Annotated in this window: 13 protein-coding genes; 3 read left to right on the forward strand and 10 right to left on the reverse strand. The window is 72.4% G+C overall.

Annotation, left to right across the window (positions count from 1 at the left end; all coding sequences use genetic code 11):
* Positions 1 to 181 precede the first annotated feature (181 nt).
* Genes era through ACT3TZ_RS00730 form a run of 5 tightly spaced genes read right to left on the reverse strand, consistent with a single transcriptional unit; the run spans position 182 to position 4,337 of the window.
* On the reverse strand, positions 182 to 1,147 hold the full coding sequence (era, locus tag ACT3TZ_RS00710; protein WP_444581467.1) for a GTPase Era: 966 nt from the start codon (positions 1,145 to 1,147) through the stop codon (positions 182 to 184).
* Positions 1,140 to 2,450, reverse strand: coding sequence for a hemolysin family protein (locus tag ACT3TZ_RS00715; protein ID WP_444581468.1), 1,311 nt, complete (start codon positions 2,448 to 2,450; stop codon positions 1,140 to 1,142). Before ACT3TZ_RS00715 ends, era begins: the two co-directional genes overlap by 8 nt.
* Entirely contained in the window at positions 2,447 to 2,911 is a 465-nt protein-coding gene (ybeY, locus tag ACT3TZ_RS00720) for an rRNA maturation RNase YbeY (protein WP_444581469.1), read from the reverse strand. The genes ACT3TZ_RS00715 and ybeY overlap by 4 nt, the downstream gene beginning before the upstream one ends.
* Positions 2,908 to 3,957: a PhoH family protein gene (locus ACT3TZ_RS00725; protein ID WP_444581470.1), complete on the reverse strand. Its 1,050-nt coding sequence runs from the start codon at positions 3,955 to 3,957 to the stop codon at positions 2,908 to 2,910. The genes ybeY and ACT3TZ_RS00725 overlap by 4 nt, the downstream gene beginning before the upstream one ends.
* Positions 3,954 to 4,337 (reverse strand): HIT domain-containing protein, encoded by a 384-nt coding sequence (locus tag ACT3TZ_RS00730; RefSeq protein WP_444581471.1) that lies wholly within the window; start codon positions 4,335 to 4,337, stop codon positions 3,954 to 3,956. Before ACT3TZ_RS00730 ends, ACT3TZ_RS00725 begins: the two co-directional genes overlap by 4 nt.
* Before the next feature lie 93 nt (positions 4,338 to 4,430).
* Here ACT3TZ_RS00730 and ACT3TZ_RS00735 point away from each other — a divergent pair, with 93 nt between their 5' ends.
* On the forward strand, positions 4,431 to 4,973 hold the full coding sequence (locus ACT3TZ_RS00735) for an NADPH-dependent FMN reductase (protein ID WP_444581472.1): 543 nt from the start codon (positions 4,431 to 4,433) through the stop codon (positions 4,971 to 4,973).
* 19 nt (positions 4,974 to 4,992) lie between these two features.
* On the opposite strand, the gene ACT3TZ_RS00740 is transcribed toward ACT3TZ_RS00735, so the two are convergent.
* From ACT3TZ_RS00740 to hrcA, 3 genes are all read right to left on the reverse strand, one after another.
* Entirely contained in the window at positions 4,993 to 5,790 is a 798-nt protein-coding gene (locus ACT3TZ_RS00740) for a 16S rRNA (uracil(1498)-N(3))-methyltransferase (RefSeq protein ID WP_444581473.1), read from the reverse strand.
* A 14-nt stretch (positions 5,791 to 5,804) separates the two neighbouring features.
* The gene (gene dnaJ / locus ACT3TZ_RS00745; protein ID WP_444581474.1) at positions 5,805 to 6,944 is read right to left on the reverse strand and encodes a molecular chaperone DnaJ; all 1,140 of its coding nucleotides are present in this window, start codon (positions 6,942 to 6,944) and stop codon (positions 5,805 to 5,807) included.
* A 79-nt stretch (positions 6,945 to 7,023) separates the two neighbouring features.
* Positions 7,024 to 8,034 carry a heat-inducible transcriptional repressor HrcA gene (gene hrcA / locus ACT3TZ_RS00750; protein ID WP_444581475.1) on the reverse strand — a complete coding sequence of 337 codons (1,011 nt, stop codon included), beginning with the start codon at positions 8,032 to 8,034 and terminating at the stop codon, positions 7,024 to 7,026.
* Positions 8,035 to 8,194: 160 nt separating this feature from the next.
* Here hrcA and ACT3TZ_RS00755 point away from each other — a divergent pair, with 160 nt between their 5' ends.
* Positions 8,195 to 9,070 (forward strand): DUF3097 domain-containing protein, encoded by an 876-nt coding sequence (locus ACT3TZ_RS00755; protein WP_444581476.1) that lies wholly within the window; start codon positions 8,195 to 8,197, stop codon positions 9,068 to 9,070.
* 159 nt (positions 9,071 to 9,229) lie between these two features.
* Positions 9,230 to 10,237: a DUF4870 domain-containing protein gene (locus ACT3TZ_RS00760; RefSeq protein WP_444581477.1), complete on the forward strand. Its 1,008-nt coding sequence runs from the start codon at positions 9,230 to 9,232 to the stop codon at positions 10,235 to 10,237.
* Between the two features lie 121 nt (positions 10,238 to 10,358).
* On the opposite strand, the gene hemW is transcribed toward ACT3TZ_RS00760, so the two are convergent.
* On the reverse strand, positions 10,359 to 11,519 hold the full coding sequence (hemW, locus tag ACT3TZ_RS00765; RefSeq protein WP_444581478.1) for a radical SAM family heme chaperone HemW: 1,161 nt from the start codon (positions 11,517 to 11,519) through the stop codon (positions 10,359 to 10,361).
* Positions 11,520 to 11,583: 64 nt separating this feature from the next.
* Positions 11,584 to 13,476, reverse strand: a complete 1,893-nt coding sequence (lepA, locus tag ACT3TZ_RS00770; protein WP_444581479.1) for a translation elongation factor 4 — start codon at positions 13,474 to 13,476, stop codon at positions 11,584 to 11,586.
* Positions 13,477 to 13,595 lie beyond the last annotated feature (119 nt).

The raw sequence follows: 13,595 nt of genomic DNA on the forward strand, positions 1-13,595 counted from the left end.
CTTCCTTGTGCACGTGGGGGGATCGCCGGGGGCAGGAACGATGGCCGCGGCGAGGTCCCAGCGGGTCAGGCCTCGACGCGGCGGCTAAGCAGAAGGAAGGTTCCACGCACGCCCGACACCGTAGCACCGTCGCGGGAGGGATTCGGCGGTGTCCGCGCACCGGGCGGGCGCGGCGAGGGGCTCAGAACCCGAGGCGGCCCAGCTGCTTGGGGTCGCGCTGCCAGTCCTTGGCGATCTTGACCCGCAGGTCCAGGTGCACGTTGCGGCCCAGCAGACGCGAGATCTCGGCGCGGGCGTCCGAGCCGACCTTCTTCAGCCGTGAGCCGCCGCGGCCGATCACGATCCCCTTCTGGCTGTCGCGCTCGACGAAGATCGAGGCGCGGACCACCAGGCGCCCCTCCCCCGGCGCGGGGCGGGCGAAGGCGTCCTCGGGATCGGTCTCGGCGATCTCCTCGACGACGACGGCGAGGGAGTGCGGGAGCTCATCGCGGACGTCCTCGAGGGCGGCCTCGCGGATCAGCTCGGCGATGCGCCCCTCATCGGTCTCCTCGGTGAGCATGCCCTCGGGATAGAGCGACGGCCCCGCCGGGAGGTGTTGGGCGATGACCTCGGTGAGCAGGTCGACCTGGCGTCCGCTGACCGCACTGACCGGCACGATGTCGTCGACGTCGAAGGCGCGGTCGACGGCCAGCAGATGCTCCTCGACCTTCTCGCGGGGCACGGCGTCGCACTTGGTGACGATCGCGATGACCTGCGGGCGTCGGCGGTCCTGTCGCAGCTCCGCGAGGTCCTGGTAGATGTGCCGGTCCCCGGGCCCGATGCTCTGGTCAACGGGGAGGCAGAAGCCCACCACGTCGACCTCGAGCAGGGTCTCGCGCACGAGGTCGTTGAGCCGTTCGCCCAGGAGCGTCCGGGGGCGGTGCACGCCGGGGGTGTCCACGAGGACGATCTGGGCATCGGGCGTGGTGACGATCCCGCGGATCGCGCGGCGCGTGGTCTGCGGCTTGGACGAGGTGATGGCGACCTTGTCGCCCACCAGCGCGTTGGTCAGCGTCGACTTGCCGACGTTGGGACGCCCGACGATCGCCACGAAGCCCGAGCGGTGCTCCGTCGTCGCCTCCGGGGCGGTGGGGGTGCTGTCAGTCATCGCGGTCCTCCTGGTCGTCGTCCTCGTCCTCGCTAGTCTCGGACCGCGACACGAGCACCGTCGCGAGCGTGCGGCGGCGGCCCGCGGTGGTCTCGGCCTCGAGGTGCAGGCCGTGGGTGTCGGCCTCGGCGCCCACGATCGGCACCCGGCCCAGCGCCTTGGACAGCAGGCCGCCGACGGTGTCGACGTCCTCGTCCTCGATGTCCAGGCCGAACAGCTCGCCGGTGTCGGCGATGGACTCGCGGGCCGGCACCCGGAACACGCCCTCGCCGAGATCCTCGACCTCCGGCTCGCGGCGGTCGTGCTCATCGGCGATCTCCCCGACGATCTCCTCGAGGACGTCCTCGATGGTGACGATCCCGCACACCCCGCCGTACTCGTCGACGACGATCGCGACGTGGATGCGCTGGGTCTGCATCTGGCGCATGACGTCGTCGGCGCCGGCGATCTCCGGGACGAACATCGCCGCGCGCATGATCTCGGAGACGGGACGCTCGGCGCCGGACTCCCACGGGGAGTGGATGGCGCGCATGATGTCCTTGGCGTAGACCACGCCGAGCAGGTCGTCGACGTTCTCGCCGATCACGGGGATGCGCGAGAAGCCCGAGCGGACGAACAGCCGGGCGGCCTTCTCGGCGGTGACGTCCGCGGCGATCGTGACCATGTCGGTGCGCGGCACCATGATCTCGCGGATCCGGGTGTCGCCGAGGTCGAAGACGCCCTGGATCATGTCGCGCTCGTCGTGCTCGAGCTCCTGGGACTCCGTGGCGCGGTCCACGAAGTGCCGCAGCTCGGCCTCGGTCGCGTAGGGTCCGCCGCGCACGCCGCCGCCCGGGGTGAAGGCGGAGCCGACGTGGATCAGGGCCATCGCGAGCGGCCACAGCAGGGTGCGGGCCACCGCCGTCAGGCCCGAGAGGGCGATCGCGACCTTCTCCGGGTGGCGGCGTCCCAGGGTGCGCGGGGACACCGAGACGCCCAGGAAGGACAGGGCCGCGACGGCGACGGTCGCGATGATCCACGGCAGGGCCCAGCCGTCCATCGTCCCGAAGGCGATCGCGGCGATCGACACGGCGAAGACCGCCTCGGAGAGGATGCGTCCCAGGGTGACGGTCGCGAACAGCCGCGCCGCGTCGTCGTGCTGACGCAGCACCCGGCGGCGCACCCGGTCCGTGCCGTCCTCGAGGGCACGGTCCAGGGAGACGCGGGAGACCGACAGCAGGCTCGCGTCGACCGCGGTGAAGGCGGCACCGCCGATGAAGCCGAGGATCGCCAGCGGGATCAGGATGCCCAGCAGCAGGCTCATGCGCGGGCGTCGCGGGTGGCGAGGAACGTCAGGAGCAGCTTGCGCTGGAGGGCGAACATGACCTCGCGCTCGTCGTCCTCGGCGTGGTCGTAGCCGAGGAGGTGGAGGATCCCGTGCGTGGTCAGCAGGAGCATCTCCTCGATCGCGCTGTGCCCGGAGGACGCGGCCTGGGCGGCGGCGACGGTGGGGCAGATGACGATGTCCCCGAGCATCCCCTCGGGCGTCTCGTCCTCGGCGCTGCCGGGACGCAGCTCGTCCATCGGGAAGGAGAGGACGTCGGTGGGGCCGGGCTCGTCCATCCACTGGACGTGCAGCTGCGTCATCGCCTCCTCGTCGACGAAGACGATGGACAGCTCGGTGGCGGCGCTGAGGTGCATCGCCGCGAAGACGTAGCGCGCCAGCTCGACGAACTCGCGCTCGTCGACCTTGACGGTGGTCTCGTTGTTGACCTCGATGGTCATCGGCCCTCCCCCGTCCGTCGCGAGCCGTGGCGGCGCTGCTCGCGGTTGCCGGAGCCCACCTCCCAGCGTCCGTAGGCCTCGACGATCGAGGCCACCAGGCGGTGGCGCACCACATCGCGCGACGTGAGGCGGCAGAAGGCGATGTCGTCGACCCCGCCGAGGACCTGCTCGACCACGCGCAGCCCCGAGCGCTGGTCCCCGGGAAGGTCCACCTGGGTGACGTCGCCGGTGACGACCATCGTCGAGTTGAAGCCGAGGCGGGTCAGGAACATCTTCATCTGCTCGGGCGTGGTGTTCTGGGCCTCGTCGAGGATGATGAAGGCGTCGTTGAGGGTGCGGCCGCGCATGTACGCCAGCGGCGCCACCTCGATCGTCCCGGCGGCCATCAGGCGCGGGATCGACTCGGGGTCCAGCATGTCGTGCAGGGCGTCGTAGAGCGGTCGCAGATAGGGGTCGATCTTCTCGTTGAGCGAGCCGGGCAGGAAGCCCAGCCGTTCCCCCGCCTCGACGGCGGGACGCGTCAGGATGATCCGGTTGACCTGCTTGGTCAGCAGCATGTGGACGCCCACGGCCACCGCGAGGTACGTCTTTCCGGTGCCGGCGGGGCCGATCCCGAAGGTGACGGTGTTCTGCTCGATCGCGTCGACGTACTGCTTCTGGCCCAGGGTCTTGGGCCGGATGGTGCGGCCGCGCGCGGACAGCACCGCCTGGGACAGCACCTGCTCGAGGCGCTGGTCGGTGCGGCGCTCATCGCCCTGGAGATCGGCGGCCCGCTGCACCGCCTCGGCGGTGACGGCCTGGCCGGAGGCGGCGATCCCGATGATCGTGCGGACGATGTGCTCCGCGCGCCGGACGGCCTCCTCGGTGCCGCGCAGGGTGACCTCGTGCCCGCGGACCGTGACGTCCGTGTCCGGGACGACGTCCTCGAGCGCCGCGAGGGCCTGGTCGTTCTCGCCGAGCACCTGGAAGGGGCTCAGGTGGTCGGGGATGGCCAGTCGCCGTTCGATGACGGACGGCGTGGGGCCGGGGGTGACGGATGCGGTCACAGCTCTCCTGTGTCGGACTCGGTCTGTGCGATGCCCGCGAGGACGTGGGCGTGGACGTGCAGGACGGTCTGGCCGGCGTTCTCGCCGGTGTTGAAGACGAGGCGGAAGTCGCCGTCGGCGAGGTCGGCGGCGATCTGCCCCGCCACGTCGACGAGGTGGGCGAGGGTCTCGGGCACGGCGGCCAGCTCGCGGACGTCGCGACGGTGCTCGCGCGGGACCACGAGGACGTGCACCGGCGCCTTGGGGGCGAGATCGCGGAAGGCGACGACGGTGTCGTCGGCATGCACGAGGTCGGCGGGGACGGTGCCCGCGACGATGCCGCAGAACACGCAGTCGGGGTCGGCGGCAGGAGCCGCGGGGGCGCTCGCATCCTGGGTCATGGCGTCGATTCTACGATCCTCCGGCATGCGTGAGGCGGGCCACACCGGTTCACACGGGGGAAGCATCGGCGGCGCCGCCGCGTTCGGCGGGAAGTGAAACTCGGAATCCTCATCGCCTCCGCCCGCCCCAACCGTGTCGGCTCGCACGTCGCCCAGTGGGTGACCGAGCACGTCGATCCCGCGTGGGATCTCGACCTCATCGATCTCGGCGCCGTGTCGCTGCCCAACTTCGACGAGGCCTTCAGCCCCAAGCAGGGCGAGCCCTACGCGCACGACCACACCCTGACGTGGTCCGACCGCGTCTCCGCGCTCGACGCCCTGGTGATCGTGACCCCCGAGTACAACGGCTCGATCCCCGGCTCGCTGAAGACCGCCGTGGACTACCTCCACCGCGAGTGGGCCGAGCTGCCGGTGGCCGTGGTCGGCTACGGCTGGGGCGCGGGCTCCGGCGCGATCGCCGAGGCCGAGCGCCTGCTGCGTTTCGTCGGTGCCGACGTGCGCGGCTCCGTGGGCCTCGCCTTCCGACAGGACCTCGACGTCTCCGGCGACCTCACCGTGCGCCCCGAGCAGACCGGGGCCCTCGGGGCGCTGCTGCGGTCCCTCGAGTCCGTCGCCGTGGCCGCCCGGCAGGGCTGAGCCGCGCGGGCCGGGCGGCTCAGCCGTCGCGGCCCCAGCGACCGAGGAGGGCGCTGAGCACGGCCAGTGCCGCCGGGCCCGCGGTCGAGGACCGCAGGACCTCCGGGCCCAGCAGCACGCTGCGGGCTCCGGCGCGGCGCAGGGCCGCGAGCTCCTCCTCGGAGATCCCGCCCTCGGGTCCCACCACGACGGCGATCTCGGGGACCCCGTGCTCCGCGGCACCGCGCAGCTCGGCGGCGAGGTCCAGCAGCGGGCTGCTCTCCTGCTCGTGCAGGACAAGGACGATCCCGCCCGCCGCCGTGCGGGCCGCGACGTCGTCCACGAGCTCCTGGGTCGGGACCGCGGCATCGACCGCGGGGATCCCGGCGCGACGGCACTGCTTGACCGCGGTGCGCACGGTCGACTCCCATTTGGCGCGCCCCTTGGCGAGCTTGTCCCCCCGCCACACCGACACCGAGCGCCCGGCGATCCAGGGGGTGATGCGGTCGACGCCGAGCTCGGTCGCGCTCTCGACGGCCTGCTCGTCGCGGCCCCCGGTGGCCAGCGCCTGGACCAGTGCCAGGCACGGGATCCGCACGACCGCCGCGGTGGGTGCACCGAGCAGCTCGAGGTCGAGCTGCTCCTTGCGGGCGGCCACGACGACGGCCGGGGCCTGGCGACCCCCCGCGTCGGTCAGCAGGATCTCCTCACCCACCCCGATCCGGGCGACCTTGGCGGCGTGACGGCCCTCGTCGCCCGCGAGGGTGAGCGCGTCCCCGGCCCCCGAGCCGTCGAGATCGCGGTCCAGGAGCAGGAAGGCCGGGCGGGTGGCGGGCACGGTGCCGGCCCCGATCAGCGGTCGCGCAGGCGATCGCGCAGACGGCCGAACACGCCCCCGCGCTGATCGGCCTTGCGGCCGGGCTGCTGCGGCGGCTCGTCGCCGCGCACGTCGGTGAACTGCTCGAGGATCCTGCGCTGCTCCGCGCTGAGGCTCTTGGGCACGACCACCTCGACCTCGACCTTGATGTCGCCGCGGCGCTCGGACCGCAGGGGCGTGATGCCCAGACCCTTGAGCGTGAGGACGTCACCGGGCTGGCTGCCGGCGCGGACGTCCACCTCGCGGGCGCCGTCGAAGGTCTCGATGGGCACCTTGGTGCCCAGTGCGGCCGAGGTCATCGGCACGCGCACGCGGGTGACGAGGTCGTCGCCGTCGCGCTCGAACAGGTCGTCGGCGCTCACGGTGAGCTCGACGTAGAGGTCACCGGAGGGACCGCCGGCCTCGCCGACCTCGCCGGCGCCGCGCAGCTTGATGCGGGTGCCGTCCTCGACGCCGGAGGGGATCTTCACCGTGGTGGTGCGCTCCTGCTGGACGCGTCCGTGCCCCGAGCACTCGACGCACGGGCTCTCGATGATGTCGCCGTGGCCCTGGCAGGCCGAGCACGGGGCCACCGTGACCATCTGGCCCAGCAGCGACTGGGCGACGCGCTGGACGTGCCCGGTGCCGCCGCAGACGGTGCAGCGCGTCGGGGAGGTGCCCGGGGCGCAGCACGAGCCCTCGCAGACCGAGCACAGCACGGCGGTGCGGAAGGTGACGTCCTGCTCGGTGCCGAAGACCACGTCCTTCAGGCCCAGGGTGGTGCGGCGCAGGATGTCCCCGCCGCGACGCTGGCGCGGGACCGGGCCCTGCGAGCGGCCGCGCATGCCGGCGGCGCCCCCGGCGAACATGTCGAAGATGTCGGAGAAGTCGAAGCCGCCGGCGCCGCCGAAGCCGCCCGCGCCCCCGGGGCCGCCGCCCATGTCATAGGTGCGGCGCTTGTCGGGGTTGGCGAGGGTCTCGTAGGCCTGGGAGACCTTCTTGTACTGCTCCTGCGCCGAGGGGTCGGGGTTGACGTCCGGGTGGAGGCTGCGGGCCTTCTTGCGGTAGGCGCGCTTGATGTCCTCGGAGGAGGCGTCACGGGAGACGCCGAGCAGGTCGTAGTAGTCGTCGTTCACGAGGCGGTGTTCCTGTCGTCGAGGTCGAGTCGGGGGTGCAGGGCGGGCCGGCCCCTGCGGCGAGGGGCCGGCGGCGCGATCACTGCAGGTATCGGGAGATGTAGCGAGCGAGGGCGTGGACGTTGGAGATGCCGGCGACGTAGTCCATGCGTCGGGGGCCGAGGATCGCCAGGTGCGCCCCGGAGCCGTAGCCGGCTCCCACGAGCGCCGCCTGGCCCAGCGCCGCGTCACGGATCTCCCCGCCGATCCGCACCTCGACGGCGCCCGGCTCGGGATTCATGTCCCCCAGCAGGCGCAGCAGCACGAGCTGCTCCTCGAGCACGTCGAGCAGCAGCTCGACCTCCCGGGAGAAGTCCGCGGCGGAGCGGGCGAGGTTGCCGGCACCGGCCAGCACGATCCTCTCCTCGCGACGCTCGTCGAACATCGCACCGAGCGCGGAGGCGACCTCCCCGGCCGCGAGCTGGTCCTCGACGGGCCGGGTGGCGACGACCCCGGCGAGGGCCTCGTCGAGCTCGGTGACCTGTCCGCCGATCGTCGCCCGCAGCAGGTCCCCCCGCAGAGCCTCGTAGAACTCGACGTCCCGCGGGGCGGCGAGCGAGATCGTCCGCTGGTCGACCCGGCCGGACTCGGTGATGAGCACCAGCAGCAGCATGGTCTCGCCGAGCCGCACGAGCTCGATGTGCCGCACGCGGGCCTGACGGCGCAGCGGATACTGCACCATCGCGACCTGGTGCGTCACCTGGGCGAGCAGGCGGACCGTGCGGCCCAGCAGCTCGTCGAGGTCCCCGGCGTCGGCCAGGAAGGACTCGATCGCGCGGCGTTCGGGGGAGGAGAGCGGCTTGATCCGGGCGATGTGGTCGACGAAGGCGCGGTAGCCCTTGTCGGTGGGGACACGTCCGGCGGAGGTGTGCGGCTGGACGATCAGCCCCTCGTCCTCGAGCACCGACATGTCGCTGCGGACGGTGGCCGCCGAGACCCCCAGGTCGTGCCGCTCGAGGAGCGACTTCGATCCGACGGGCTCACGGGTCGCGACGTAGTCCTGGACGATCGCGTCCAGGATCTGCAGCTTGCGCTCGTCCGTCGTGCCCACCTCCTCGTTCCGTCTCGCGCCCGCGGGGACCCGGTGCTCGTCCGCATCACGGTCCCGCGGGGGCCCGGGATCGCTGGCACCCGGGTCGGGCGAGTGCCAAGTCTACAAGCGTCGGCACGGCGCCCCGGTGTGTGTTCGCTCCCGGTGTACGGTCGTGGCCGTGTCCAGCTCCTTCCCCGATCGCTACGGCCGTGACGTGCTCTCCGGAGGTGGCGCGGACCACCCCCGGCGGCGTCCGACCTCGACGCCCGTGCCCGTCCGCCGGGACCTCGTGGTCGAGGACGCGACGACCGGATGGACCGGGGCCATCACCCGTGTCGAGAAGATCGCCGGCCAGCTCCTGGTCGAGCTCGAGGACGCCCGCGGACGCACCCGCTCGTTCCCCCTGGGGCCCGGATTCCTCGTCGACGGCAGGCCCGTGACCCTCACCCCGCCGCAGGCGCGCCCCGCGGATGCACGACCGCTGCGCAGCGCGAGCGGCTCGGTGTACGTCGAGGGCGCAGACGCCCGCACCGCCCGGGCCTCACGGATCTGGGTCGAGGGCAAGCACGACGCCGAGCTGGTGCAGAAGGTCTGGGGTCACGACCTGCGGATCGAGGGCGTCGTGGTCGAGATGCTCGACGGCGCCGACAACCTGCCCGAGCGCGTGCGGGACTTCTCCCCCGGGCCGGGACGGCGCCTGGGCGTGCTCGTGGACCACCTCGTCGCAGGATCCAAGGAGACCCGGCTCGCCGAGCAGGTCATGCGCCTGCCGGGAGCGCGCGGGAACGTGATCGTGCTGGGTCATCCCTACGTCGACGTCTGGCAGGCGGTGCGTCCCGCCCGAGTGGGCCTGAACGCGTGGCCGCACGTCCCTCGTGGCACCGACATCAAGGTGGGCAGCCTGCAGGCGCTGGGCTGGCCGCACGCCGATCAGGTCGACATCGCCCAGGGATGGCAGCGGATCCTGTCGACGGTCCGCAGTTACGCCGACGTCGAGCCGACCCTCTCGGGACGCATCGAGGAGCTCATCGACTGGGTGACCCAGGAGAGCTGACCGCCCCCGGGCGGGCACGGTCCCTGCCGACCCCGGCGTCCACGGGGGACATCCCCCGCGACGTGGCCTCGTCCGCTCGATACTCTGGTGCCCGACAGCGCCTGCCCCGACCCCGGGGCCGCGCAGCCCCCTCGCCGAGCCCGACCAGGAGCGCCACCCATGACCGAGAACACCGGCCCCGCCAACCCGTACGAGCCTCGTCCCGCGGGCGACGGCGGTTCTGCCCAGCCTCCGTACCAGGCTCCGCCGCAGCAGGGTGCCCCCGGCCCTGCCCCCGCGGCCCCGACCTCCGACGCGGCGCCGTGGAGCGCGCCCGCCCAGCCTGCCGCGCCGTACGACGGCTCCGCCCCGGCATCGCCGTACGGCAGCCCGGCACCGTCGGCACCGGCAACACCGTCCTCGGGTGCCGGTTCCGCTGCTCCGTACGGCAGCCCGGCCTCGGCGGCGCCGGTTCCGAGCGCCGGTTCCGCCGCGCCCTACGGCAGCCCCGCCTCGGCGGCGCCGCAGGAGCCGGCCGATCCGTACGCCGTGCCCGGCACCGGCGGCGCCGCCCCCCAGGGGTACGGCGCGCCCCATGCGGGCGGCCACGGCGCGCCCAAGAGCGATCCCTACGCCGTGCCGCCGCAGTCCGGCGCCGCACCGGGAGCGCAGGGCCATGGCCCCCAGGGTCCCTATGCGGGCCCGCAGGGCGGCTACGGGCCCCAGCCCGGGGGCGCCCCCGGGGCCGGCGCGCCGTCCACCCCGCCGGCGGGGTTCAAGGGCATCTACGAGGGACCGCTCACCGGCCAGCCCGTCAGCCCCTCGGATGTCAAGCTCTGGTCGATCCTGGCCCAGCTGTCGACGGTGGCGGGGTACGTGCTCGGCGCGGGCTTCCTCGGCTGGGTCGGCCCGCTCATCGTGTTCGTGATCTACAAGGACCGCGACCGGTACGTCCGGTACAACGCCGCCGAGGCGCTCAACGCCGCGATCGCCGTCCTCATCGCCGAGATCGCGCTGTCCATCGTCATCACGATCATCGCCGTCGTCACCTTCGGCATCGGGTCCGTGCTCTACGTGCTGCTGGCCGTCCCCGTCGTGCTGCACCTGATCTTCGCGATCATCGGCGCGGTCAAGGCCAACGAGCTCTCCTGGTGGAACTACCCCGTGAACATCCGCCTCGTGAAGTGACGGACCGATCGGCACCGTCCGATCACCAGCGCCGGATGCCCCGCCGCCTCGTCCGAGGCCGCGGGGCATCCGTGCGTCCGGGGCACGAGGCCCTGCACGCTCCGGGCAGGGCCTCGTGGCCTCAGGGCGTGAGGTCGCGGATCACCGCATCGGCCAGCAGCCGGCCCGACCGGGTCAGCACCAGCCGCCCCTCCTCGGCCGCCGCCGGCACCAGATGGCCGCGGTCGACGTGGACCTGCACCTGGTCGCGGGCCTGGCCAGGGATCACCTCGAGGGGCAGGCCCTCGGCGATCCGCAGACCCAGCATGATCCGTTCGAGGGCGCGGTCGGCGTCGCTGAGCTGCTCGCTCTCCTGGACCGGGAGGGTCCCGGCGCCCACCATCGTCGCGTAGCGGCTGGGGTGCTTGACGTTCCAGGAGCGCAGGCCATCGCGGTGACGGTGCGCCCCGGGGCCGATCCCCCACCAGTCGCGCCCGCGCCAGTAGGCGAGGTTGTGGCGGCAGCGGGAGGCCTCGTCCCGCGCCCAGTTGGACACCTCGTACCAGGTGAGCCCCGCGCCGCTGAGGAGGTCGTCGACGAGCTCGTACTTGTCGGCCATGTCGTCGGGATCGGGCGCCTCGATCTCACCGCGCCGCAGGTGCCGGGCCATCGCGGTGTTGCCCTCGATGATGAGCGAGTATGCGGAGACATGGTCCACGTCGCACGCCAGCGCCGCGCGCACCGAGGTGCCGACGTCCTCGAGGGTCTCCCCCGGCGTGCCGTAGATGAGGTCCAGGCTCACCTGGAGCCCGGCGTCCTTGGCCCAGGCGACGGCCTGGGGGACGCGCTCGGGATCGTGCGTGCGGTCCAGGGTCCGCAGCACCGAGGGCACCGCGGACTGCATCCCGAAGGACACCCGGGTGATCCCGCCCTCGGCGAGGCGCCGCAGGGAGGCGGCGGTGACCGAATCGGGATTGGCCTCCGTGGTGACCTCGGCGTCCGGCGCCAGCGGCACGAGCGCGTCGAGGTGGGCGAGCATCCGCACGAGGTCCTCGGCGGGCAGCAGGGTGGGGGTGCCGCCGCCGAAGAACACCGTGTCCACCCGGTCGTACACGTAGCCGGCGGCGCGGTCGTCGTCCCGGCACAGGTCCATCTCGGCCATTGCGGCGTCGGGGTACTCGCGCTGGGAGCCGCCGCCGCCGAGCTCGGTCGCGGTGTACGTGTTGAAGTCGCAGTACCCGCAGCGCACGGCGCAGAACGGGACGTGGATGTACGCGGACAGCGAGGCGGAGGTCGTGGTCATGCCCCGATCCGGGTCGCGACCGCGCCCGGTGCGCCGCGGTCGCCGTTGTGGCGGACGTTGCCGCTCACGACTTCTTGTCCTTGGCGGCGGGAGCATCGTCCGAGGACAGCGCGGCGATGAAGGCCTCCTGCGGCACCTCGACGCTGCCGATGTTCTTCATGCGCTTCTTGCCCTCCTTCTGCTTCTCCAGCAGCTTGCGCTTGCGGGAGATGTCGCCGCCGTAGCACTTGGACAGCACGTCCTTGCGGATCGCCCGGATGTTCTCGCGGGCGATGATCCGTGAGCCGATCGCGGCCTGGATCGGCACCTCGAACTGCTGGCGCGGGATGAGGTTCTTGAGCTTGCCCGCCATCTCGACGCCGTAGCCGTAGGCGCGGTCGCGGTGGACGACGGCGCTGAAGGCGTCGACAGGCTCCCCCTGGAGCAGCATGTCGACCTTGACGAGGTCCGCCGGGGTCTCCCCGTCGATGTCGTAGTCGAGCGAGGCGTAGCCCTTGGTGCGGGACTTCAGCTGGTCGAAGAAGTCGAAGACGATCTCGGCCAGCGGCAGCGTGTAGCGCAGCTCGACACGGTCCTCGGACAGGTAGTCCATGCCCAGCAGCGCACCGCGCTTGGTCTGGCACAGCTCCATGATCGCGCCGATGTGCTCGCTCGGCGCGAGGATCGTGGCCCGGGTGACGGGCTCGCGGATCTCCCGCACCTTGCCCTCGGGGAAGTCCGAGGGGTTCAGGACCTCCACCTCGGTGCCGTCCTCCATCGTCACGTGGTAGACGACGCTGGGGGCGGTCGCGATGAGATCCAGGTCGAACTCGCGCTCGAGCCGCTCGCGGATGATCTCGAGGTGGAGCAGGCCCAGGAACCCGACGCGGAACCCGAAGCCCAGGGCGGTGGAGGTCTCGGGCTCGTAGGCGAGCGCCGCGTCGTTGAGCTTGAGCTTGTCGAGTGCGTCGCGCAGGACGGGGTAGTCCGAGCCGTCGATCGGGAACAGCCCCGAGAACACCATGGGCTTGGGGTCGGAGTACCCCTCCAGGGCCTGCGTGGCGCCCCTGCGGGCCAGGGTGACCGTGTCGCCGACCTTGGACTGGCGCACATCCTTGACGCCCGTGATGAGGTAGCCGACCTCTCCCACGCCGAGTCCCTGGGTGGGGATCGGCTCGGGAGAGATGACGCCGATCTCGAGGAGGTCGTGCTGGGCACCGGTGGACATCATGGCGATGCGCTCGCGGGGCCTCAGCGACCCGTCGACGACCCGGACGTAGGTCACGACGCCGCGGTAGGTGTCGTACACGGAGTCGAAGATCATCGCGCGGCAGGGGGCGTCGGCATCGCCGGTGGGGGCCGGGACGGTGCGCACCACGTGGTCCAGGAGCTCGGCGACGCCCACTCCCGTCTTCCCCGAGACGCGCAGCACGTCCTGGGGGTCCACGCCGACGAGCTGGCCGATCTCCGCGGCGTACTTGTCGGGATCGGCGCCGGGGAGGTCGATCTTGTTGAGCACCGGGATGATGGTGAGGTCGCCCTCCATCGCGAGGTAGAGGTTCGCGAGGGTCTGGGCCTCGATGCCCTGTGCGGCGTCGACCAGCAGGATCGCGCCCTCGCACGCGGCGAGAGAACGGGAGACCTCGTAGGTGAAGTCCACGTGCCCGGGGGTGTCGATCATGTTCAGCGCGTAGGCCTCGGTCGAGCCGTCGGCCTGCTCGAGGGCCCAGGGCATGCGCACGGCCTGGGACTTCACGGTGATCCCGCGCTCGCGCTCGATGTCCATGCGGTCGAGGTACTGGGCGCGCATGGCGCGCTCGTCGACCACGCCGGTCAGCTGCAGCATCCGGTCCGCGAGCGTCGACTTGCCGTGGTCGATGTGGGCGATGATGCAGAAGTTGCGGATGCGTTCCGTGGGCGTCGAGGCCGGAGCGATCGTGGCGGCGTCGGCATCGGCGATCCTCGGGGTCACCGGCATCCGTCCTTTCGTGGTGCGGGGCGCGTGCGGGACCGGGGCGGTCGCGACGGCGGGTCTGGCCCCGCGACGGCGGGGCGACGCACCATCGTCTCACGACCGGCCGTGCCGACCTCGTTACG

The sequence above is a fragment of the Brachybacterium sp. AOP25-B2-12 genome (assembly GCF_052378625.1).
Classification (GTDB): Bacteria; Actinomycetota; Actinomycetes; order Actinomycetales; family Dermabacteraceae; genus Brachybacterium.